The organism is Arthrobacter sp. SLBN-112 (genome assembly GCF_030944625.1).
GTDB lineage: Bacteria > Actinomycetota > Actinomycetes > Actinomycetales > Micrococcaceae > Arthrobacter.
In genome coordinates, this window is record NZ_JAUSXY010000001.1 from 4,058,033 (window position 1) to 4,078,100 (window position 20,068).

A 20,068-nucleotide genomic window follows, 5' to 3' on the forward strand; every position below is an offset into this window, starting at 1 on the left:
ACCGACAAACCCGATTTCCGGGTGCTCCGTGTTAGCGTGACGCATGACACTCGGGTGGGGGGCAATCAAGGTTGGACATGAGTAATTGGGAGTTGGGCGAGCTTCAGCACTTATCACGATCAGCCGACCATCTCGGTTCCCTAGCCAACGTCCTAAAGGATCTTGGTGGCGACGAGACCATCCTGCACGAGTTGACGCAGAACGCCGACGACGCTGAAGACGCAACGAGGATCCGGTTCTCCGTTGACGCTGACGCTCTGACTGTTTGGAACGACGGACAATTTTCCAACTGCGGCCATCAGGAACGGAAGCAGTGTCCGTGGCGAAGCGAGCGGGCTCGCAGCTGTGACCTGCACTCGTTCAGGCTTTTCTCGGGACGTCACAAGAGCGGTGACTCGTCAACCACGGGTGCCTTCGGCGTCGGATTTACGTGCGTGTACCACCTCACCGATCATCCGGAACTCGTCACTGCGGGAACGCATTTACTCCTCGACGAAGGAGCGTCTGAAGATCAGCGGATTCGGGTATGCAAGCTTGAGACCTGCCCACGGGATCACATGGCGGCCGGAACGACGTTCGTTCTCCCGTGGGCGCGAGGCGAATCAGTATTGCGGCAACAGCTTGAGGTAGAAACTGTTAGCAACGAAAGAATCGAGAGGCTCGGCGCATCGTTCCGCCGCGAGGCATCGGCAACCTTGATCTTCCTTAAACGTGTTTCGACGATTGAGCTGGTACTCGGTGCAGAGGTCCTAACAGTAGAGCGGGAAGTCGACGACGACGTCGTCCGGGTGATCGCAGATGGCCGAACCGAGGAATGGCTGCTCCTCCAGAATCAGTACGAAACTTCGGACGTTCTCAAACGCCGCCATCGCGATATTGATCCCAATCGTAATGCGCTAGTGCAGGTAGCACTTTGTGTTGGCGGGTCAGTCTCAGGTCGCTTTTACGCAGGGCTGCCGTCCCAAATGCCAACGGGCTGGGGCGGACACATAAACGGTAGCTTTTACCCCCGAACAGATCGTAAGTCATTTGAGTTCGCCGACGGCACTTATAGGTCCGAGTGGAACCTGGATCTACTCGATTCTGCGGCGCATCTCGTAGCGGAGAATTTGGAACGCATCGCTGAAGTGACGGGTGTGACCTCAACGTGGGGAATTCTTCGAGATCTCCAGCGGGTGGCTCGGGACGTGGGTGAGGGCAAGCTGCCGCTAGGCTTTGATCAGTTCTTCAATAAGGTTGCTGAGGCCGCTGCCGGCGCCGCCATTCTTCGGGTCGTCGACGGAAGCGTGACGGTGCCTGCAGGAGCACTTCTGCCAATGGAGGTCGCACACTACGCAGGGGCTCGTGTGGTGCACGATCTCGGACTTCCCATAGTTAACGGAGATCTGCGATCAATCGTCTTCGAAACTGAGTACTCGAAGTACGGCATAAACCAGCTCACGGCAGCTCGACTCGTTGAGCACATGGTCAACGATGGCCAACTGGCTCGGGCGTGGGAAGCCGAGGACGCCATCCTCGAACTCAAGGATGTCGACCTGCTACTCGAGTTACTGGAGTCGCTCCTCGATCGGAGCAAGTCCTGGATCGAGGAGCCCGAAACCAGCCAACTCGCATTGATCCCATGCAAGGGCGCCCGGTACGCACCGGCCCGAGATGTGGTTCGGATCGATGACGATGCGTTGCGGGAATTTTTCACCCATATTGATCCGGACCTGCTCGTGGTTGACGGAGACCGACTCGCCACGAAGAGTCCAACGATGCTCGGGCTCGTGAGGGGACTGACCCTGGAGACAGGCCTTGAATCACTTTGCAACTCTGCGAATCCCTCCCTTCTCACCGAGAACGCCGAATTGCTCATAGCATGGTTCGAGGACCAAAGCTCTGCTCTAGAGGTAAACGAAACAGCTCAGGCCGACGTCAGATCTATGGCGATTTTCCCAAGATCATCCACTGGGCGGGATTCGCTCGAGCACCTTTCAGTTCCTTCGGACTTTGATGATCTGTTTGGCGTCGCAGATCTGATCGATGCCGACTTTGCCAGGGACCATCGGTCACTGCTCACCGCGGTCGGGGCTGAGGAACTCAGCTCCGTCGAGTATCTGAGCAAGCACCTGATTCCCCGTCTTGGCGAGCTAGATTCGGATCCGCAGTACCTTGAATTCGCTCTGGACCTCGTACAAAACTCTCGGCGTGATCTCGACCACGCGCCATTGGTAATTGAGGCGCTTTGGTCTGCCCCGTTAGTGCCATGCGTGGACGGCATCGCGCGACGCGGATGTGACGTCCACATGCCCAATACACTGGTGTCGCTGATCGATCCTGAGGCGCCGATTGTTGATTTGCAGGCCATTGGCAACTATCTCCATGACACTGTGGTGTGGCTCGGCGCATCGACCATTCCAAGCCATTCACTAGTCAATGAGGCCGCAAGGCGTCTAGCCGAGGAAGCAGCTAACCCTAGTCCAGCCGTGTACGCGGCCATTTTAGAGGCCATCGCGGATGCCCCCGCCAAGTTCGCCTCGGTCCCGGTCAGCCTCGCAAACCTGCGCGACCTTCCCTGGCTGCCTGTCGAGGGCGGAGGCAAGGGAAAGCCGTCGGATCTCTATCCGATCTTCCAGAGCTATCTTTTCGAATCTCAGGGACCGAAGCTTGGTCTGTCGCGAGCCAACCAATTCGAGTACTCGGAGCTGCTGTCTTGGTTGGGCATGCCAAAGGAGCCCACCCTCACAATGGTGACAGCACACCTGCGTCATTGCGCGGCTGCAGGCGCCATCATGAACAATGAGGTCTATGTGTGGCTCGGCCGCCAGCCCGAGGGGGCAGCACTCAAGGCGCTCGCTGACCAGCCAGTTATTCAAACATCGCCCGGCACCTTCATCCATCCCCGCCAGGCCTTTTGGCAGCTCACCCGTTTAGGCCGTTGGGCCTCGCAGCTCCCTCGCGAGATGCGCCGCTATCAGGAGTTCCTCGATGCTATGGGCATCACGGAAGAACCGACCGCAAATGACTTGGATTTCATTCTCAAATTGATCTCCAACGAAGTCGGGACAAGTCCTTTGGATCCCGAAGACGAGCTCGTTGTCCACGAATGCTGGTCGTTGCTCGGCTCGTTGCTCACTGAGGATCCAGACACGACCCGCACGCTCCAACTTATTGGGAGACGACCAAGCTTCCCCGACCAACGCGGCGTCCTTGCGAGACCCGAACGGCTAATATTCCGTGACCCACGGAAAATGGCGGACCAGATTGCTCTGCTCGTCAACGACGTTATAGACCGCGAACGAGGCACGCAGCGTGCACTCGAGTACGCCGGAGTAACGAAGGCCGAAGATGTAATCGAGGTCGAACCCGTCGAAGTAGTGAGCGCCGCAGACGACGGCCTCATGGCGCTAATTGAGGAGCGGGAGAATGCCCTGATGCGGGCCATCGACGGTGTCACTGCGCCCCGCCCCGACCTCCGTGTGAAGCCGGGAATCATCCGCGATCTGGACATTCGTCGCGCCACCACACTGAACGTCGTCTATCGCGCCTCGATCGGTAGTCAACAGTTCGCGACGCCACCACAGTCGATCGACGCCATGTTCTTTCCAGACGAGTTCCGGGTCGTTCATACGAGCACTACGAACAAGATCCCGGTGGCCAGAGAGATCTCACGGGCAATCGCACCCGACCTCGATCCCTCGGAGCTCGCTCCCCTGATCGTCACAGTGCTCGACGCGATCAGTGCAGAAGACGCAATGCACAGACTCGACGACTACGGTATAGCGTCTGTTATCGACGTCGACCGCGAAACCATCGCCTCGACCGTCGCTGTTGACGTTATCAAGGAGCATAAGGACGACCAACTATCCGACGAGAACGTCCGCGACATAGCCGAACCGCATCAAGTTGATGCCGGGCACGGAGTTCACTCACAGTCCGCCGCTCTCGGTGATAACGACGTCGAAGATGCAGAAGCGCACCAAGAGGTGACGAACGCGGGAGCCCGTGATTCCGCCCGCACGAGCCCTGACAGCAGCAACAGGGGCGGTGGCGCTAGCTTTGGAACGGAAGGGACGCGATTCCGTCGGGATGCCAATAGCGGTACGACGGGCGTCGGCCAAAAAGACAGGGGTAGAGCAGGAAGTGCAACGCGAATGCGTTCATACGTGCTCTTTGGCGACGACTCGGCGCATGGCACTAACGGTGACGAGTCTCCCGACGCGCTCGAGATAGACCGAGCCGGCGTTGACCGGGTTTTGGCATACGAACGCTCCCGTGGTCGGGAACCAGAGGAGCAAGACCACACGAACCCGGGATTCGACGTCCTATCCCGTGGCAACGATAGCCAGATCGCTCGGCGCATCGAGATTAAGTCGATCCGAGGCGAATGGACCATTCGCGGTGTGATGCTGTCAGCCCGCCAGTTCCGGGAGGCTAAGGAGTACGCCGACCAGTTCTGGCTGTACATCGTCGAGAACGCTGAGGATGACGATCTCTATCGGATCCACAGGATCAAGGATCCAGTCAACCAGATCGACTTCTTCGGCTTCGATAGCGGGTGGGAAGCCCTACGCGAGCCAGATGTTGACCTAGACGCTCGGGGAATGCCGGCCGTTCGGTCGACACGGGGCCTACTGGGTCTTTCGCCTGGCGGTCGGCGGACGATTTCCGACGACGACTAGCGTCCAGAACTGCCCGGGCGCAGTTTGGCACCAGCGGGAACTTCATGGAACAGTTCGGCGAGATCGCATTTCCCGCGCTGCGATCGAGCCACCTCACTGAGAGCAGTGTAAGGCCTCTTGAACTTCCTCCTGAAACGATGGTCATAATTCTGCGTCCGGCTCCCGAAGTATCCGATCAACAGCATGAGCGATTATCTGCAAGTTTTCGATCTTCTCCACAAATTTAGAAACGCTACGAACACCCGGCGCAACAAGAGGTCGCGATGGGTGCATAACATCGTTTCTGAAATCGATAAGTCCAGACTTGAGATTCTGCCAGCCGCGATTGTCCGTCAATGCTTGTCGAAAAACCTGGTCCTTACCGACAATTCGCAGGAGGTCTTCAAGACTGCACGCAGCAAAATCATCTATATATTGGTCTTCCTTTTTCAGCCGGTCGACCAGCGAGAGGTGAGCTTTTTGCCTGGATTCGCCGAGAAGTTCAATTGCTAACGGTTGATCCGGAAAGCGGGAGCGTAGGTATTTGGAGAGACCCATTTCAACGGACGCCAGCTGCAGGTAGCAAAATGACCTGGCTAGGGTAGACCCAAGATCCGCCACGGTGATGAAGCCTGATATTCGGCTTCCTGATAGCACAAACACGAAGTCGTGTTCGTCTAACTTTCTCGCCAGTTCCAGGATCCGTGTGTCCGCAGAAATCAGCTGACCAACAATCAATGGGCGGGTTCCCAGCTCCACAGAACTTGCTCGTAAAAGTCGATCGAAAACACCAACGGGGACCCCACCTTCGAGAACAGGACAACAGTCGAACTGCCGTCGTTCCATGAGGGAAACCAGCGGGCCGACTGCGTCGTCAAAAGTACAAACGAGCGCCTCCGAGAGCGGCAAGGCTATATGTCTCGCTTCCATCGAATCCAATACATCGCGGAGCTCAGTCACTTGTCGTCCTTCCCTAAGTCGCGTCCCGAGGACTATCTCAATTGGCCACGCGAAAAATTTGTACATGTCGCAACCCATGTGAGAACGACAAGATCACGTACAGCCCGCTTGATCGAGAGCATCCTGCCCGTGATGAACAGCCCGACCGAGACCCTAAGAGTTGTTGGACGGCTTGTCCCGGCACAAGGCTGCGAGGTCGCATCGATCGCAATGAGTACACCAAGTTTCCAAGCGTGGCAGCCTGTTCGCGCGAAGTGCGTCCCCTGCTTCCTTGATTTTGACCCGCACCCCGCTGAGCACCGCCAACTCCACGTCTTCGCGTGTACTTTTGCCCTGTTCATCTAGATTTAGAACTTCGATGAGATCCGGTTTTTGCCCCGTGAGCTCTTCGTAGCCAACCGCGTACACGTGGAGTTGATCCCGGGTCACGTCCTCGGACTGAGCACGATCGGTCGATTTGAAGTCAACAACGGACAACTCATCCGTGTCGAGCCGCCGAATTAGGTCGATTCTTCCATCGACTGTGATCCCTGGCGCCACATGTACCTGAATCTGTTTCTCCGAGTGGACAGTCTGTGGTATCTCCTCACCATGCATGGCGAAATACCTTTGAATAGCCGCGACCGCCGACTCTTGCAGGGTTGACCGCAACTCAGGATAGGCAAAAGGTGTGTACAGGTGCCGCTGGACGAGTGCAGCGGCGCTGGAAACATCCAGAAACTCGCCGGCGACCGCTTTCTTGTGGACTTCGGAGAGGGCGTCGTGTAAGCCCTTGCCATAGCCCAGAGCCTCGTGCAAGGGAGGGTTGAAGCCGAAGAGGAACCGCAGCTTGAACTGATAGGGGCACTCGAAAAGGTACTTGAGCTCGGAGAACGACAGAACCACCTGCGGCGTCTCGTGGCGAGGTTTGGGGTCCAACGGAAAACCAGCTACCGGACCGGCCTTGGTGGAGACCCAGCTGTTGGCGGTGCAAAAGTCGAAAAACTCCGAGCGACTAGAGAACTGGCCACCCCCGGGCGAATGCGTAAGGTAGAGGTACTTCTGCGAGCGTGTCACAGCAACGTAAAAGAGTCGCGTCTCGTCTGCGAACGTCCCACGGTAGCGATCGGAGTCAGCGACTGCCGTGTCGGGAATGATGTGAAAGAGACTTAGACCGCCCCAGCGTCTCGACGGGAACCGATTCCTGCGCAGGCAAGGCGCGAATACAGCCGGCCACTGCATGCCCTTGGCCTGATGGACTGTAGCAAGAGTCACTGCGTCCGGTGTGGCATAACCGACGTCGCCATCGGACTCAGCGTAATAGTCCGGCGCCTGATTCTCGATCCACTTCGCAAACGTCTTATATTTCTCGACTGGGTTACTCGCGAAATGAATCTGTTCAAAGTCCGATATCGCCTGGCTGAACTTGCCGAGCTGATAGAAGACGAGCTCCCCGCGGCTTGGTCCGCCGGGCACGGTTTCCTCGCGGAGCTCCAGTGCCTCAAGGAAGTCGAGATAAAGACGTTGGATGTTATACACCCCCCAACGTGCACCTCGATCAAAATTACGGCCATCGGTAAGCACTCCAACTGCCGCTGTCCACTTCTCAGGCTTCGGTAATAGGTCCGCCTGGAGCCAGAGGTCCTTCAGAGACTGGACCTCGATCTCCTCAACGATATAGCGGAAAATGCCGACCACTGCCTTGATCTCGTCAGCGTCAAAGAGCCGGTTGAGACCCTTCACGACGTAGGGGATTCCTCGTGTGCGAAGTTCCTGGACGAGTGGGTCAGCATCCTTTGCCACGGATCTGTACAGTACTGCGAAGTCCGACCATGAGAGGCCACGAGGCTCAGAGTCTGGCGTATCTTTGAAGGCCGTCCCACGCATCGCCTGGATTCGATCGCAAATCCAGCTAGCCTCGGCCACTGGGTCGTCAAAATTAAGCGCCAGCAGATCGCCGCGTTCCCACACCTGGTGGCTCGCCGCGACCATTCGCTTTTCAAGCCTTTCTCCGGTGGGCACAAGTTCCGCAATTGATCGGCCAAGCTCTACTACCCCCTGGCTTGATCGGAAATTGTCCGCAAGGGTGACTTGACGGACTCCTTTGTAGCGATCGGCAAAAGTGATGATATTGGAGACCGCGCTGCCTCGCCATTGGTAAATGGTCTGGTCGTCGTCACCGACCACGCACAGATTCGCACCGTACTGAACAAGGCCGCGCACCAGCTGCTCTTGAAGAGGGTTGACGTCCTGGTACTCGTCGACAACGACGTATTTAATATCGTCGCGAATATGCGCCTGCACCGTCGCTGCGTCCTCGTCTGTCGCAGCGTCACCTTCGAGCATCTGGACAGCCAGGTTGATCATCTCGGCGAAGTCAAAGCGCGCCTGCTCGTAGAGCAGGCGGAGGTACGCGGCCTCGGACTCCAAGACACCCTCTGGCACGAGGGATTCATGGATGGTGTCTTCGCGAAGGACGCTCATGAGCTGCAGGTATAGCCGCGAGTTGACGAAGCGCCACAGGTAATCCTGCCTTGCAGTGGGGAGCGTAGGGCAGGTGGTCAGTCCTGACTGCTTGCTATATTTGTCGACCAGAAGGCGTGCCGTGATGTCCGTTAGCACCGAAAACTTAAACGTGTCGGGCACGAGCCGCTGAAGCAGATCGAGCGCGTACCCATGCATCGTGCCGATGTACATTTCTGCTAAGCCGTGCACGTTATCGCGCCCCTCACCAAGGATCGACATGACTCGATCCTTGAGCTCAGCTGCTGCTCTCTCCGTAAACGTGAACGCGATAACATTCTTCGGCCGAACCCCAGGTTGCGCCAGTATGTTCGCGATCCGCTGTGAGATTACTTGTGTCTTGCCAGACCCCGCGCACGCAATAATCTGAAGTGGCTCATCAAGACATGCGATGGCCTCTGACTGCGCTGGCGTATATGACTTCATTCCCTGCACCCCCCGTACAAATGCGCTGCGGCCTAGACCGCGAACACTTTCATTACCTCGTCACCGTAGTCGTTAATGACCTTGACAGCGATCTTTCCGCTTTCCGGTTTGCGAAATGGTCGGGAGACTGTCTTGTAGAGGGAATCCCATGCGTCCGCATCAATATCGGCCTTGAGCGCTGACTTGAGCCGCTTATAGGGGTCGTTGTCCCCAGTGAAGTAGCAGTGGCGGACGAAGAACGATTCCTCGTTATAGTCGGTGTCGATCATCCATAGCGCGATCCGGCTCGTGTCGTTGCTCCGGACTTCGCCGGTCGTCGGGTCGTAGACATCGATGCCCTTGAGGTTTACGACGAGGCCTTCCGCTGTCGTATCGATGCCGATGTCGGGTTCACCGAAAACTGTAAACAGGTTGCCGGCGCCGGTCTTTTTCAGCTCTTCGCCCATGAGGAGATCCGCGTTCATCCGGACCATCAGCACCGGAATTCTGCCTATTTTTCGCGATCCTGCTACGTTCGCGAAGCCGTCGGAGGAGGTCTCGACCGTCACACCGTCTTCCTGGGTTACACCCGCAACTTGAGCATCGAATGCGAAGCCGAGTACACAAAGGAGATCGACGCCCTCGGCATTTATCGCCTCACGAGCCGCCTTCTTGACGTAAGCAGCGCTCACTGTGCCGTATTGTGGGCCGAGCGCGATAGCGACACGCGTGGGAGCGTCATTTTCGACAGCTCCCGCCTGCTTGCCGATCGCCTGAATGTATTCACCGGCGTATGTGTCGAACTCCTCGAAAGTAATCCGCTCCTGGCGCCGCCCGTTCTGAATGCCCGCCTTTGCCAAGTTATCGAGGATCGACTGCTCGAAGGTGGGCGAATCTGCGTCCTTCGCGGCCTCAGTCTCGCTAAGCGGCTTGCCTCCTGGACCTCCGGCGAAGGCAAGCGACCGGTGTGGGCTTAAAGACTCCACAGTGAATGGCCCAGCCCACTCTCACCTTCTTGGCGTCCTCGAATGGCCTATCGTAGAGCAACTCATAGTCGGCATGCCGCTTTATCACCGCATCTATCTCGGAGAGGGTCATCCCCTCTTTGATGTCGGGGTTGTTTGCGATGGATTTTAGGGTGATATGAGGGACACGATCATAGCAAAATCCATGGCGAATATCTCTCGTGAACTCCTGGCGTGGCAACAAAGAGGCGGTCAACGACTGTTCCTTAGCGTGACCCTCCAGGCTGTCCGCGAGAAGGTACCAAGGGTAGCGCGCTGCCATAATACGTTGGCGAGCCAAGGCAAGAGCAACTCGCGAGGTATCGATCGTGATCCAACGCCGTCCCCATTGTTCGGCGATAAACGCGGTAGTACCACTGCCGCAGGTGGGATCAAGAACCAGATCACCAGGGTCCGTGCTCATCAGGACACAACGTTCGACGATCTTGTTTCCGGTTTGCACGACATAGATCTTCTCATCCGTAAACGAGCCAGTTCCGGTATCCGTCCAGTTATTCCTAAGCGGGATCGCCGGAAAATCATCTGCAAACCGGATGAACCCGATGCTTGCACCACGCCGCTGCACCCTTTGAGCTGCTATGATCCGGCCCATACCGGTCTTTGGTGTCGCCCAGTTCCTCTTCCCAACGCTGAAGTTCTGGCCGTCAAACTGCACGCTATAACGGCTCTGGCTTGAATCCGTCTGGCTGGTGAGGTCACCAACTTCGTACCACCTTGCGCCGGGAGGCGCAGTCGATATGTCATCTCGCTCCCCCTTCGTGGCTGGTCTACGAGTTCCATCAGTAAGTTGGAGGAATCGGAGACTCTTCTCCGCCTTCAGCCGGAAGAGGGGACGATACTTAAGCTTCTGCCAATCTTTGGCATACCAAATGACATAGTCCGCGACACTATCGAGGTAGCCCATAGATGAGGACGACGTTTTGTCGACCGAGATAAGGCTGACAAAGTTCTCCCGACCTAGTACCTCGTCCATAAGGGCACGCACGAGATGCACGTTCTCGTCCCCAATCTGGACAAAACACGAGCCCGACTCGGTAAGCAGTTCTCGAGCGCCAAGTAGGCGATCGCGCAAATACGAGAGATATGAGTGGATGCCTAGTTCCCAAGTGTCCCGAAACGCTCGGATCTGTTCGGCCTCCCGCGCCATCTCTTCGAGTCTGCCGTCGCGAACTGTTCGGTTACGAGCTGAGACCTGCCAGTTCGAGCCGAACTTGATTCCGTACGGAGGGTCGATGTAAATCATCTGCACCTTGCCTCGCAACCGCTCACGATCCGCGAGTGAGGCCATGACTTGCAGCGAGTCACCGAGAATCATACGGTTCGACCAGTTAGCGTCGTGCTTGTAAAAATCAACCTGATCGAGTTCGTCAAGCCCGTCGAAGCCGTCGAAGAGCGTGAGTTCGGGTTCCTCATCTGCAGTTTCAGCGGTTCGTCGAAGATTTTCGATAAGTACCCTCGGATCGATCTTTTCCTGGATATAGATCGGCGGTGCATCAGTAACTAGGGCATCGCCGGTTGCGCCGGCGTCCCCGCTGTCCGGATACTTGCTGCGCCACACGAGCTGAGGATCTAGGCTCTCGTCCCGGGCGTAACGAACCTTCCGCACCTCTTCGAGGCTCGGGTCGACAAACTCGTGTGCATCTGCTGTCGGAATGTTGGTCCGCTTGTCGCCGTGCTTTATGGCGTCGACCGCCGTCGGACCCTTCGGGATGTTAGGCGCCACGAGCGCTCCTTAGGTTCTGAGTGTCGAAATCGAGCAGGTCTGGGTCACCGATGATCGGCTGGTCTCCGTACAGCAGCTGGATCGCCTCGGCCAGCCGAGTTTTGAACTCAAGCGGGCTGGTCATCTCGACGTAGCCCCAACGCCCAAAGCCACCATGGTTGTTCACGGAGGCGCACCACGAGTCCCTTGCTGTCGTTGCCTTGGCTTGCGTCGGGCCAGGACTCTTCTGACTGCCCGAGACCTCGACGATAAGGATTCGGTTGAAATCTTCGCCGTTCGATCGCTTTAGCCGGACAAGGAAGTCGGGGATGTACGAGTGCGTCGTCCCCTTGTGCACATAGGGGACTATGAAGCCGAGGTGGTCATTCTTAACGTACGCCTCGACATTCCGATTAAGTTCCAGTTCGGCGGCTAGGAGTTGCTCCCAGGTGTTGCCGTCCTTGCCGTCGAGGGCCACGTGCGAGACCTCCGACTTTTCCGTCGGCACCGTCGCCTTGCGGGTCGGGAAGTCAACATCCGCAGTAGACCCTTCGGGGTCAAATCGGTTGAGCATCGGGCGGAGCCGCTCCCGACGGTTTCCAGCCTGACGTACGATCGCATTCCACACGTGCTCAGCCGCCTCGGCCTGAGCTTCCGTGATCGTCATGATGAAGCTGAGGCTATAGCCATCAGCGAGGACGACCCGCTGCTCGATCCAATCACGGCACATTTCTATAAGTCTAGGGAACAGCCACGGACGCTTATCTTCGACCGTGTTGAACTGAGTGTCTAGGATTCGTTTGGCGAGCGCAAATGCCACCTCTTGGGCTCTGAAGACTCGGTTGTCACCCCGCTCCCTTTCTCCGCTTCCAACGACACCCTGCATCTCCACCCATCGTGGCACTGTGTTGGGGCCGATCTCGAAAACCGGAGCGGATACCAGGTCGAGCCAGATCTCCTCATCTGGCAGTTCAACGCGGTAGCCCACGAGCTTAGGAAAGCTGATCCGCAGGTGCTCCCGGCCCTCAAGGGCTGCCACCTGCTGCACCGGCTTAGGCGGCAACGGATCCTTTGTTGGACGGTCCGAGGAGATGAACTGGAACGGGATGCCATAGACGTTGGCGTACTCTGCGTCGAAATAGCCGTCGTCGTTGACGGCATATGACCTTCTCCTCAGGCCTCGTCCGACCACTTGCTCGCACAGCAGCTGGCTGCGGAAAGCCCGGACACCGAGGATGTGAGTCACAGTGTTGGCGTCCCAGCCCTCTGTGAGCATCGAAACGCTCACGACGCAGCGGACCTGCTCACCGAGTTTCCCTTTCTTGCCCACCGTGTTCATCACTTCGCGGAGCAGCTCCTCGTCGGTGATCTTCTCGACGTCGGCGCCGGGGTTGCGGCGGCGGTACTCCGCCTTAAAAGCGGCGATCTCGGCACCCGCGGCTTGCTTGAAATCGGCTTTTATACCCTCACCGGATTCGAGCTGCGCCGAATCGATCAGGATCGTGCGTGGCCGCGCGAGAGGCTGGCCATCAGTCACGTTGCTCAGGAGGGCCAAGTTACCTGGCGTGTGTGCAATTATGTCGCCGTCCTGCTCGATAGTATCGCCCGCGATCCAGTCATAGACGAGCTTGCTAACCACAGTGTTGGGACAAACCACGATAAATACAGGCGGCGTCTCACCATACTGTTCCAGCTCCTGCTGCCAGTGGTCGAACGCCTTCTCATAGCTACGGTGAAGGCTGCGCAATGCGCCTTCTAGCTCGGGCGGCGGGAGCCATCCGGCGACTTTGCCCTTCGCCGCCCTCTTCGGGAGATGGTCTCCGACGAAGTCCCAGAGCCGGAGGTACGTAACGAGGTCCTGATCGGAGTCATCGTCGACCGGTGTACGTGGAACCTTCACAATGCCTGACTCAATCGCGTCCATCAAGGAGAAGTCACTGACGGTCCACGGAAAGATATATCCCTCATTGTAGCCAGAGCCTTTCAGGTAGAAGGGCGTGGCAGACAGGTCGAAGATCTGCTTGATGCCTGCATGCTTGGCTATCGCCTGCAGACCTCGGAACCAGACGCGGGCTTCTTCGTTGGCCGTCTGCTCTTCTGAGCTGAGCTTTGCGGTCTTGACGCCGGCCGGGATCGGGCGGTCCTGGTAGCAGTGGTGCGCCTCGTCGTTGAAAACGATTATCTGCTGCTTCTCTGTCCCGAGGCCCCTGAGTACGCGGCTGACCATGGCTTGAGGGCTTTCCCTGAAGGGGTCCTCCTTGCGGCCTGCTTTGAGGAGGAGCCGGGTGTTCCTTGCGACGCCGCGGATTTCTTTGGCGTCCTTTAGCTGGAAAGCGTGGTAATTGGTGATGACGATCCGGGCATGATCCAGGCCGCTTCTGAGGTCTGTGGGGATCAGGTCGCGCAGGTCATAGTAGTTCTCCGGGTCCTCAGGAAGCAGGACTCGAAGTCGGTCACGGATTGTGATACCTGGTGCGACCACAAGGAAACGATTACTAAAGCGCGCATCACGCGGAGAGTGCACCTTGTTGATCGTCTGCCAAGCGATCAGCATGGCCATGACCACAGTCTTGCCTGAACCAGTAGCCATTTTTAAGGCTGCTCGAGATAGCCCTCCGTTGTGCGCCTCATTCTCGGGCTCCAGCCTCTTTCGCCAGTCCGGGTGGCCTTGGCTTCGTCCGGCGACCTCTGTGAGGAAGATCGCGGTCTCGGCGGCCTCGCGCTGACAGAACAGAACTCGGTTCTCACGCTTGGGATCGGCCCAGTGTTGGAGGAGCTTACGCGTAATGGGTGTGACACCAGCATATTCTCCGCTTCGTCGCCATTTTGCGACGTCGCGCCGGAGCTCGTTAATGAGGCTATTCTTTTCGCGCCGCTCACCGGTGAGATCCAGGTCAAAGGTCTCCTGCACCGACTGATCGCTGCCGCGCTTGCCTTTTTTTGTGATCGCTATGGGAATGAAGGACTCGCTCGGCCGCCGCCCCTCACGGATATCGCCGGTCGGACCCTGTGGGCCGATCTCGTAGTAGCGGTCCGGTTGATCGTAGGGTGAGTTAAGGATTGGATTGCCAATTGTCGTGCTCATGCCATACCTATCCTGTTCCCACGCATGCTGCTCATCCTATAGGCCCTGACCGGGCAAGAGTCTTGGACACGATGCTTGTTCCCCCTTGCGGGAGCCGGCAACTCCGCAGCCGATCGATGCCCGACCGCTGTCAGATACTCGCCATCGTCCGGATCTGCGAAAATTGCAGCATGCATTCAGATTCCGACAGTCTGTTCGATCTCAAACAGACTACACAGCAGGCACCACTCGCAACGCCGCCGATCACCGAGGATCAGATCCGTTCCTTGCGGGACGCCTTCGCAGCCGCCGGCATCGACTCCATGAAGGACCGCAAGGACGTCATCGAGTCCTGCACGTTCCCCCGTTTGGTGGTGAACATCCGCGAGCTCCTTGCAAGAGACGTCAGACCGATCCTTCGCCGAATCGAGGAACGAAGTAGCAACAAGCGCCCAACCGTTGGTTCAGCATGGGACAACCGCGAGGAAGACACCTGGATCGACAAGTTGTAGAGCATATAGAACCCCCCGGTCCGCCTTTTGCAACATAAGTCTGGGCGCCACAACCAGTCACTTGCTGACGGGCACCCGTGCAGGGTACGCGTCCTCCGGGAATGAACCGCAAGGATGCAACCCTCTGTATGTTCCGGCTCTCAGCGAGTCGCGGAGCACCTCGACCAAAGTTGCAAGACTTGAAGCAGCTACGTCTGCAGCGCTTCAACGCTTCCTTCATTTGGCCGCAATCTGCTGATCCTGTCAACGACGGACTTCGGGAGCGTTGTGATCAATAATTCCTCTGAGCCGCTCCGAGCGCCATTGGATGCGGCTGTGTAGCGCAATGTAGTTAGCTTCTTCGAGACAACGAAAGATTTGGCGCCAAGTCGTCGTGCGTCATCATTTGGAGTCATTCTTGAGCGTCCGTATAGAAGGCAGGAATCTGTGAGTTCGGGGTCTACGTCGTAGGAGAGAATCCAGCGGTACGGGATGCGGCTCATAAGGTACGCGGCCAAACGCAGGTGGGGGCCCTGGCCTTTCCAAGAAGCGTCAGCCTCGTCCTCGAATGAAACGTTGTACAGCTTCGACGATTTCTCGAGGTACGGGGGGTCGAGATATACGAGTACAGATTCGGGCCGGATGGTTTTGTATGTGGAAGCTATCTGATCGAGCGTCGCACGCCAATCGCCGCACCAGACATCCGCGATACGTCCCTTGCTGTAGAGCTCGCCTACGTATGCGATACGAGTCTCCAGTGCGTCAGGCATGAATCGGCAGCCGATGCCATATTCCGATTTCTGGGCTCGTCCGCCGATTGGACCCGCGCCACCGTGCAGGATTCCCGAGAAGGTCGTCCTGTTGAGGAAAAGACACCTCATCGCCGTTTCGAACCGTGCTGTATGCGCCTTCATGCCGACTGGAACTGTCCAGCCGCGCCAGTAATCCCAACGTTCAAGAGCGGCGGAGCCCCCCGGTGTGATAAATGATTTGTGCTCTTCCTTCATGCGCGCAATGAGGTTGGCAGGGTCGCTCGCGGCAACCTGCCAGAACGCCGAAACAAGCGGGTCTGCGTCTGCGAGTAGGGCCCGCCGAACCGTCCCGTTGCCAAGGAGACGTAGCGCCGTCGAGGACCCCCCAGCGAACGGCTCGACGAAGAGTTCCACTGGTGGAATGGACTTAGAGGTCCTAGCGGTGTCAATCAGTTCTGCGACCACCGAGGCAAAACCTGTCTTGGCCCCCGGGTACCGGAGCGGCGATTGGTGCCGCATGCGCGCCTGGGCTTCGGCCACGGGATGCACACTCGAGAAAAGTTGGCGCGGTTCATCGCGAACAAAGCTCTGCGCGAATGCTTCGGCGCCCGAATGCGCGTCCTCCGGCGCCAAACGTGGAGCGACTCGGGGAAGGCCCGGCGGCGGTGGGGAATTTGTCGGAAGTCGAATGATCTCGATTGTCACGACCACTCACCTGCCTTCCATATGTCGTCTTGGCCGAAGTGAAGTTGAGATTGAACGGCGTCATCACGGACATCTACGAATCGCGCTGGCGAACCTTGGACTCCAAAGCATGACGCAGCTCCCTTGCTCACTTGAACGGTGACCGGTAGCGGATCTGAGAGTCCCTCGGCAACTGGATCCCATTCTGTGCCATCGCCCGCAATACCGAGTGACCGACACCGAGCGGAAGCGACGCGGCGTTGTGCGCGAGTGCGACCGGGATGACCGCATTCGAGTAAAGCCGGGTCCGCACCCTGTCGAGAACTTCGCAGACAATGCGTAGGGTTGGATAGCTATCGAACTCCTCGGCCGCAGCACCTTCATACGGCAACACGCCAGCCTTCGGGGGAACCGTGATCACCAAGGGATCCCCCGATGTCGTTCGATAAATGAACCTTCGTCCATAAAATTCGTCTCGGCCGTACTCATGACCGTCCGGTCGGCCAGTCATGCGGTTAATATAGTCTGTCGTCAGCCGCATGACGCTGCCCCTAGGAATAAGATCCGCGATGAGATCCGCATGCTCGACGAACCGACCCGTTTTCTCAATTCCCACGAGCAACGGCGCAGCGATGCCTTTAGACACTCCCCATTCGTTGACAGCATCATGATAGGTCTGCAGTCGGCGTTTCAGTGGCGCGACTACACCGAACAGAGCCAACGGTCCGTCCGTGATAAAGATGGTGTGCCGTAAAACAGCTTCAGGCGCCTCGAGCTTCGTGCAAAAGTGCTCGAGGTAGCTGAGCGTCATCAGTCGTTCCGCCACGAGCATAACCCGTGTGATTGCGGTCTGGTTCGATCCTTCAGGGGAGTACTCGTCGTGCGTGCGCAGGACGTCCGCTAAGTACAGGGTAGCGTTGCATTCTGAGCAGGTGCCGCCAGATGCGTTGACTCGCGGAGCGTTGCCGCTCGTGAACCCGAACCCGCAGCTTGGACATGCGCGAATTGGGACACTCTCAGCCGGGTGCCCTGGCGTACCGTGCATGGCCAGAAGGGCGTCCGCCAGGGTGCTTGTGGAGTCCTGGTCAAAGCGGCTGGTGCATAGGAAGTGGTCTACCTCTTGTCGCCAAGTATCACGACCGTTCTGGCCCGGGCGGATCAAACCAGATCCAGGGAGCGCGGCATCAAACGCAGCTTCTGAATGTGCCTCGCGAATCTGTCTCGGGTTCACAAAGGGGCCGTTGCCAGCCCTAACGATCTTGTCGAGGTCCAGAAAGGAACCGGCGATGCGGAGGTAGCCAACCTTAACGGTCGGATACTGTCTGGTGACTTCGACCTCAGAATCGGACCCATCGACGGTTATGGCGAACTTAACGTCTGCGGAAGGTGAAGGACTCGACAAAGAGTCGACAGGGACACACAGTGAAGTTACCCGATCGCTGTCTTCCGGTTTCGCTTGTGCGACCTCCCATCGGGCGAATGCCTCTTGGACAGCTTGGTTGCTGACGGTCGGTACGTGACCGAGCCGCGAGGCCCGCTCGTTCGGATAGGGCATCGTCAGTAAACCTCAGGGCTGTCAGGCAGGAGCGGGAGGAGGCCAGCGGTGATGCGTGCCTCGTTGATCATGTCGTGGTCGAACTTAGCGATTTGCACCGGAACTATGTACTTGCCTGAATATGTCTTCATACGGACGAATCCGATGTCTTCGCAGCGGCGAAGACTGTCGGCCCAAGTCTTGAAATCATAATAGTGCGAGAGCTCCCGCGTCTCATTGTCCGAGTTCAAGTGTGCGACCAGCCAGTTTGACGTGTTGGAAAGAACTCGTTGGTCGACACTGGACACCTCCTGCGTTGCATACATCATGCCGACTTTGTACTTCGCGGCCTCCTTTGACAACCGCACCCAAGGATCGGAATCCGTTTCCCGCTTGCCCCGTTCGAACAGGTTGTGCGCCTCTTCGACTACGATTTGGAAAGGACGGGGCTCCTTGCCAGCGGAGAATTCGTCCCGCGCGTAATCAAGCAAGGTCGTCACAATCCTCTCGGACAAGGTCTTTACAACAGTGCCGTTTCCTTGGGACAGGTCTATGATAACGAGCCTCCCAGCCTGCATGTCGCCCCAGACGAGCTCCCCGATTTCGCCTATGGCCGCTGGGTCGTGGAACGGCTTCAGCCGCTTGATTGCAGCATCGCCGGCTCGGCCTTCCATTGCCTTTAGTATGTCTCCAAGCTCGCCGCCGTCGAAGGCCGTCTTCCACGAGTCAGACAGGGCACCGGTCCCGTTTTTCGCGCGCAGCCATTCGAGCAACTCCTTGGCGCCCTGGGTAGTCCCAAGCCAAGCGTATTTATCATTACCGGCCACTCCCGCGAATTTCGGCGTCGGCTCCGTCAGTTCCTTCACCAGATCCTTGGTGAGAGTCACACGGACCCTGGACAAGTTACCGGAAACTCCAGCTCGGTGAAGGAGTGCGTAGAAGGCCAGTCTGTTCCGCTCAAAGTGGTTGACGGCCGAGTAGTCCGTCGAAGGCGGCTCGACCATACTTACGGCTCGGAACCCGGCCATGTACTGGGCGCCAGCTGATCCCGATGTTGCAACCTCTTGCTGGACCATCTGCCAGACAGTCTGCAGGCTTGCTGAGTCCAGAAAATTGATTCGCAGCGGCCGCTCCACGGGCTTTGCAGGATCTGGCTTCTCCTTATAGATGCGAACTTCATCCGCGGTGTCGCCAAGGAGACGCAGACCGGTCCCGTCCTGTTCGTTCACGTTTGCATATTCGCCCTGAGGGTCGAAGATGAGCTGGCCTATCCGCTCTCCCCTGGCTACGCCGTGCTGAAATACGGCTGTCACCACGGTCTTGATGGTGTTGGACTTGCCTGTGCGAGTCATTCCGAATACCGCAGTCTTACGTGAGATGAAGTCAGTTACGTGAACGCGTACTTCGGCGCTAGCAGTCCCAGCCATGCGCGCCCGGCGCATCGTCGACGCGAAGCGGACGGTCCCGAGAGGCAGTGTGTTGTCCTGGCCAGTCTCGGGGTAGGAGGCGAGCCAGGAAAGAACTTCCGGGGAGGGGAGGAAAACTTGGTATTTAGCGGATGAGACGACATTATCGATGTCCGCCCCGAACTCGAGGGTCGCGCTTCCCGACTCCATTGCATAGAAGGTGCCAATGACCTCGCAGTCAAATGCCGACTGCTGCAGTTCGTCTCGAGTTAGCGTGTCGGTAACGTCGTCGAAGGATCGTCCACTCGTTGTGGCGTCCCTTACAACCGCGAGGCGAGTCTGGACGAGATCGGCCTCGTTCGGCAGCGGTGCCGTGCCTCTGACGCGGAGGAGGATGAGTTCTTCGTCATCCAGAACAAAGCCAGCATCGGTCTGGTTTCCAGCTGCTGCTAGGAGATAGCCTCCTAGCGGCACCCCACCAGCTTCGTGCTTCCGATAGTCATCTGTGAGGACCACCGCTTGGTTGTAGTCCAGCCGGTAGATCCCGCCAATTGCCGTGCACTTCTTGTTGATGAGCTCGGCCAGCGGGCTGAGGGCCTTCGTCTTGTTAGCCACGGCAGTGACGATGCTAGTCATTTGGTGCCTTTCCATAGTGTTCGATCTCAAAGCGAAAATAGTCATTCGTTATCTTGACTCGAACTTCTCAACTCCGCCGCTGGGGCAGTTAATTTCCACTTTGCTGTCGACGTCAGACGAAGGATGTCGGCCCCATAAGCAATTTCCGGGACCGATCGCTGCGCCTGGGTCCCCTTCAGACTGCAGATGGATGTATGGCTGCGCGGCTGCCATCAAGCCACGCGTTGCGTATTGTGATGGGCTGCTCCGTAGTTTGCCCCGGGA

Annotated in this window: 10 protein-coding genes; 2 read left to right on the forward strand and 8 right to left on the reverse strand. The window is 57.7% G+C overall.

Annotation, left to right across the window (positions count from 1 at the left end):
• Positions 1-77 precede the first annotated feature (77 nt).
• Complete coding sequence (locus QF050_RS18845) at positions 78-4,664, forward strand: DUF3883 domain-containing protein (RefSeq protein WP_308931795.1); 4,587 nt, start codon at positions 78-80, stop codon at positions 4,662-4,664.
• Positions 4,665-4,805: 141 nt separating this feature from the next.
• Here the strand turns inward: QF050_RS18845 and QF050_RS18850 are convergent, their stop codons facing one another.
• The 5 genes from QF050_RS18850 to QF050_RS18870 all read right to left on the reverse strand — a co-directional run bounded on the left by QF050_RS18850 (position 4,806) and on the right by QF050_RS18870 (position 14,322).
• Complete coding sequence (locus QF050_RS18850; protein ID WP_308931796.1) at positions 4,806-5,603, reverse strand: hypothetical protein; 798 nt, start codon at positions 5,601-5,603, stop codon at positions 4,806-4,808.
• A 153-nt stretch (positions 5,604-5,756) separates the two neighbouring features.
• Entirely contained in the window at positions 5,757-8,531 is a 2,775-nt protein-coding gene (locus QF050_RS18855; RefSeq protein WP_308931797.1) for an ATP-dependent DNA helicase, read from the reverse strand.
• 32 nt (positions 8,532-8,563) lie between these two features.
• A complete protein-coding gene (locus QF050_RS18860; RefSeq protein WP_308931798.1) occupies positions 8,564-9,370 on the reverse strand; it encodes a hypothetical protein in 807 nt (268 codons plus the stop codon).
• A 61-nt stretch (positions 9,371-9,431) separates the two neighbouring features.
• Positions 9,432-11,258, reverse strand: a complete 1,827-nt coding sequence (locus QF050_RS18865; protein ID WP_308931799.1) for a site-specific DNA-methyltransferase — start codon at positions 11,256-11,258, stop codon at positions 9,432-9,434.
• Complete coding sequence (locus tag QF050_RS18870; protein WP_308931800.1) at positions 11,248-14,322, reverse strand: BPTD_3080 family restriction endonuclease; 3,075 nt, start codon at positions 14,320-14,322, stop codon at positions 11,248-11,250. Before QF050_RS18870 ends, QF050_RS18865 begins: the two co-directional genes overlap by 11 nt.
• A 170-nt stretch (positions 14,323-14,492) precedes the next feature.
• Between QF050_RS18870 and QF050_RS18875 the strand changes: the two genes are divergently transcribed.
• On the forward strand, positions 14,493-14,813 hold the full coding sequence (locus tag QF050_RS18875) for a hypothetical protein (protein ID WP_308931801.1): 321 nt from the start codon (positions 14,493-14,495) through the stop codon (positions 14,811-14,813).
• 188 nt (positions 14,814-15,001) lie between these two features.
• Here QF050_RS18875 and QF050_RS18880 read toward each other — a convergent pair whose 3' ends face one another.
• From QF050_RS18880 to QF050_RS18890, 3 genes are all read right to left on the reverse strand, one after another.
• Positions 15,002-16,249, reverse strand: coding sequence for a DNA adenine methylase (locus QF050_RS18880; RefSeq protein ID WP_308931802.1), 1,248 nt, complete (start codon positions 16,247-16,249; stop codon positions 15,002-15,004).
• 127 nt (positions 16,250-16,376) lie between these two features.
• Positions 16,377-17,039 carry a hypothetical protein gene (locus tag QF050_RS18885; RefSeq protein ID WP_308931803.1) on the reverse strand — a complete coding sequence of 221 codons (663 nt, stop codon included), beginning with the start codon at positions 17,037-17,039 and terminating at the stop codon, positions 16,377-16,379.
• 746 nt (positions 17,040-17,785) lie between these two features.
• Positions 17,786-19,804, reverse strand: a complete 2,019-nt coding sequence (locus tag QF050_RS18890; RefSeq protein WP_308931804.1) for a helicase HerA domain-containing protein — start codon at positions 19,802-19,804, stop codon at positions 17,786-17,788.
• Between the last annotated feature and the right edge of the window lie 264 nt (positions 19,805-20,068).

Excerpts from the sequence above, each read along its gene's own strand:
- QF050_RS18845 (WP_308931795.1), top strand. The coding sequence starts at position 78 with ATGAGTAATTGGGAGTTGGGCGAGCTTCAGCACTTATCACGATCAGCC.
- QF050_RS18855 (WP_308931797.1), bottom strand. The coding sequence starts at position 8,531 with ATGAAGTCATATACGCCAGCGCAGTCAGAGGCCATCGCATGTCTTGAT.
- QF050_RS18870 (WP_308931800.1), bottom strand. The coding sequence starts at position 14,322 with ATGAGCACGACAATTGGCAATCCAATCCTTAACTCACCCTACGATCAA.
- QF050_RS18875 (WP_308931801.1), top strand. The coding sequence starts at position 14,493 with ATGCATTCAGATTCCGACAGTCTGTTCGATCTCAAACAGACTACACAG.
- QF050_RS18885 (WP_308931803.1), bottom strand. The coding sequence starts at position 17,039 with ATGACGCTCAGCTACCTCGAGCACTTTTGCACGAAGCTCGAGGCGCCT.
- QF050_RS18890 (WP_308931804.1), bottom strand. The coding sequence starts at position 19,804 with ATGACTAGCATCGTCACTGCCGTGGCTAACAAGACGAAGGCCCTCAGC.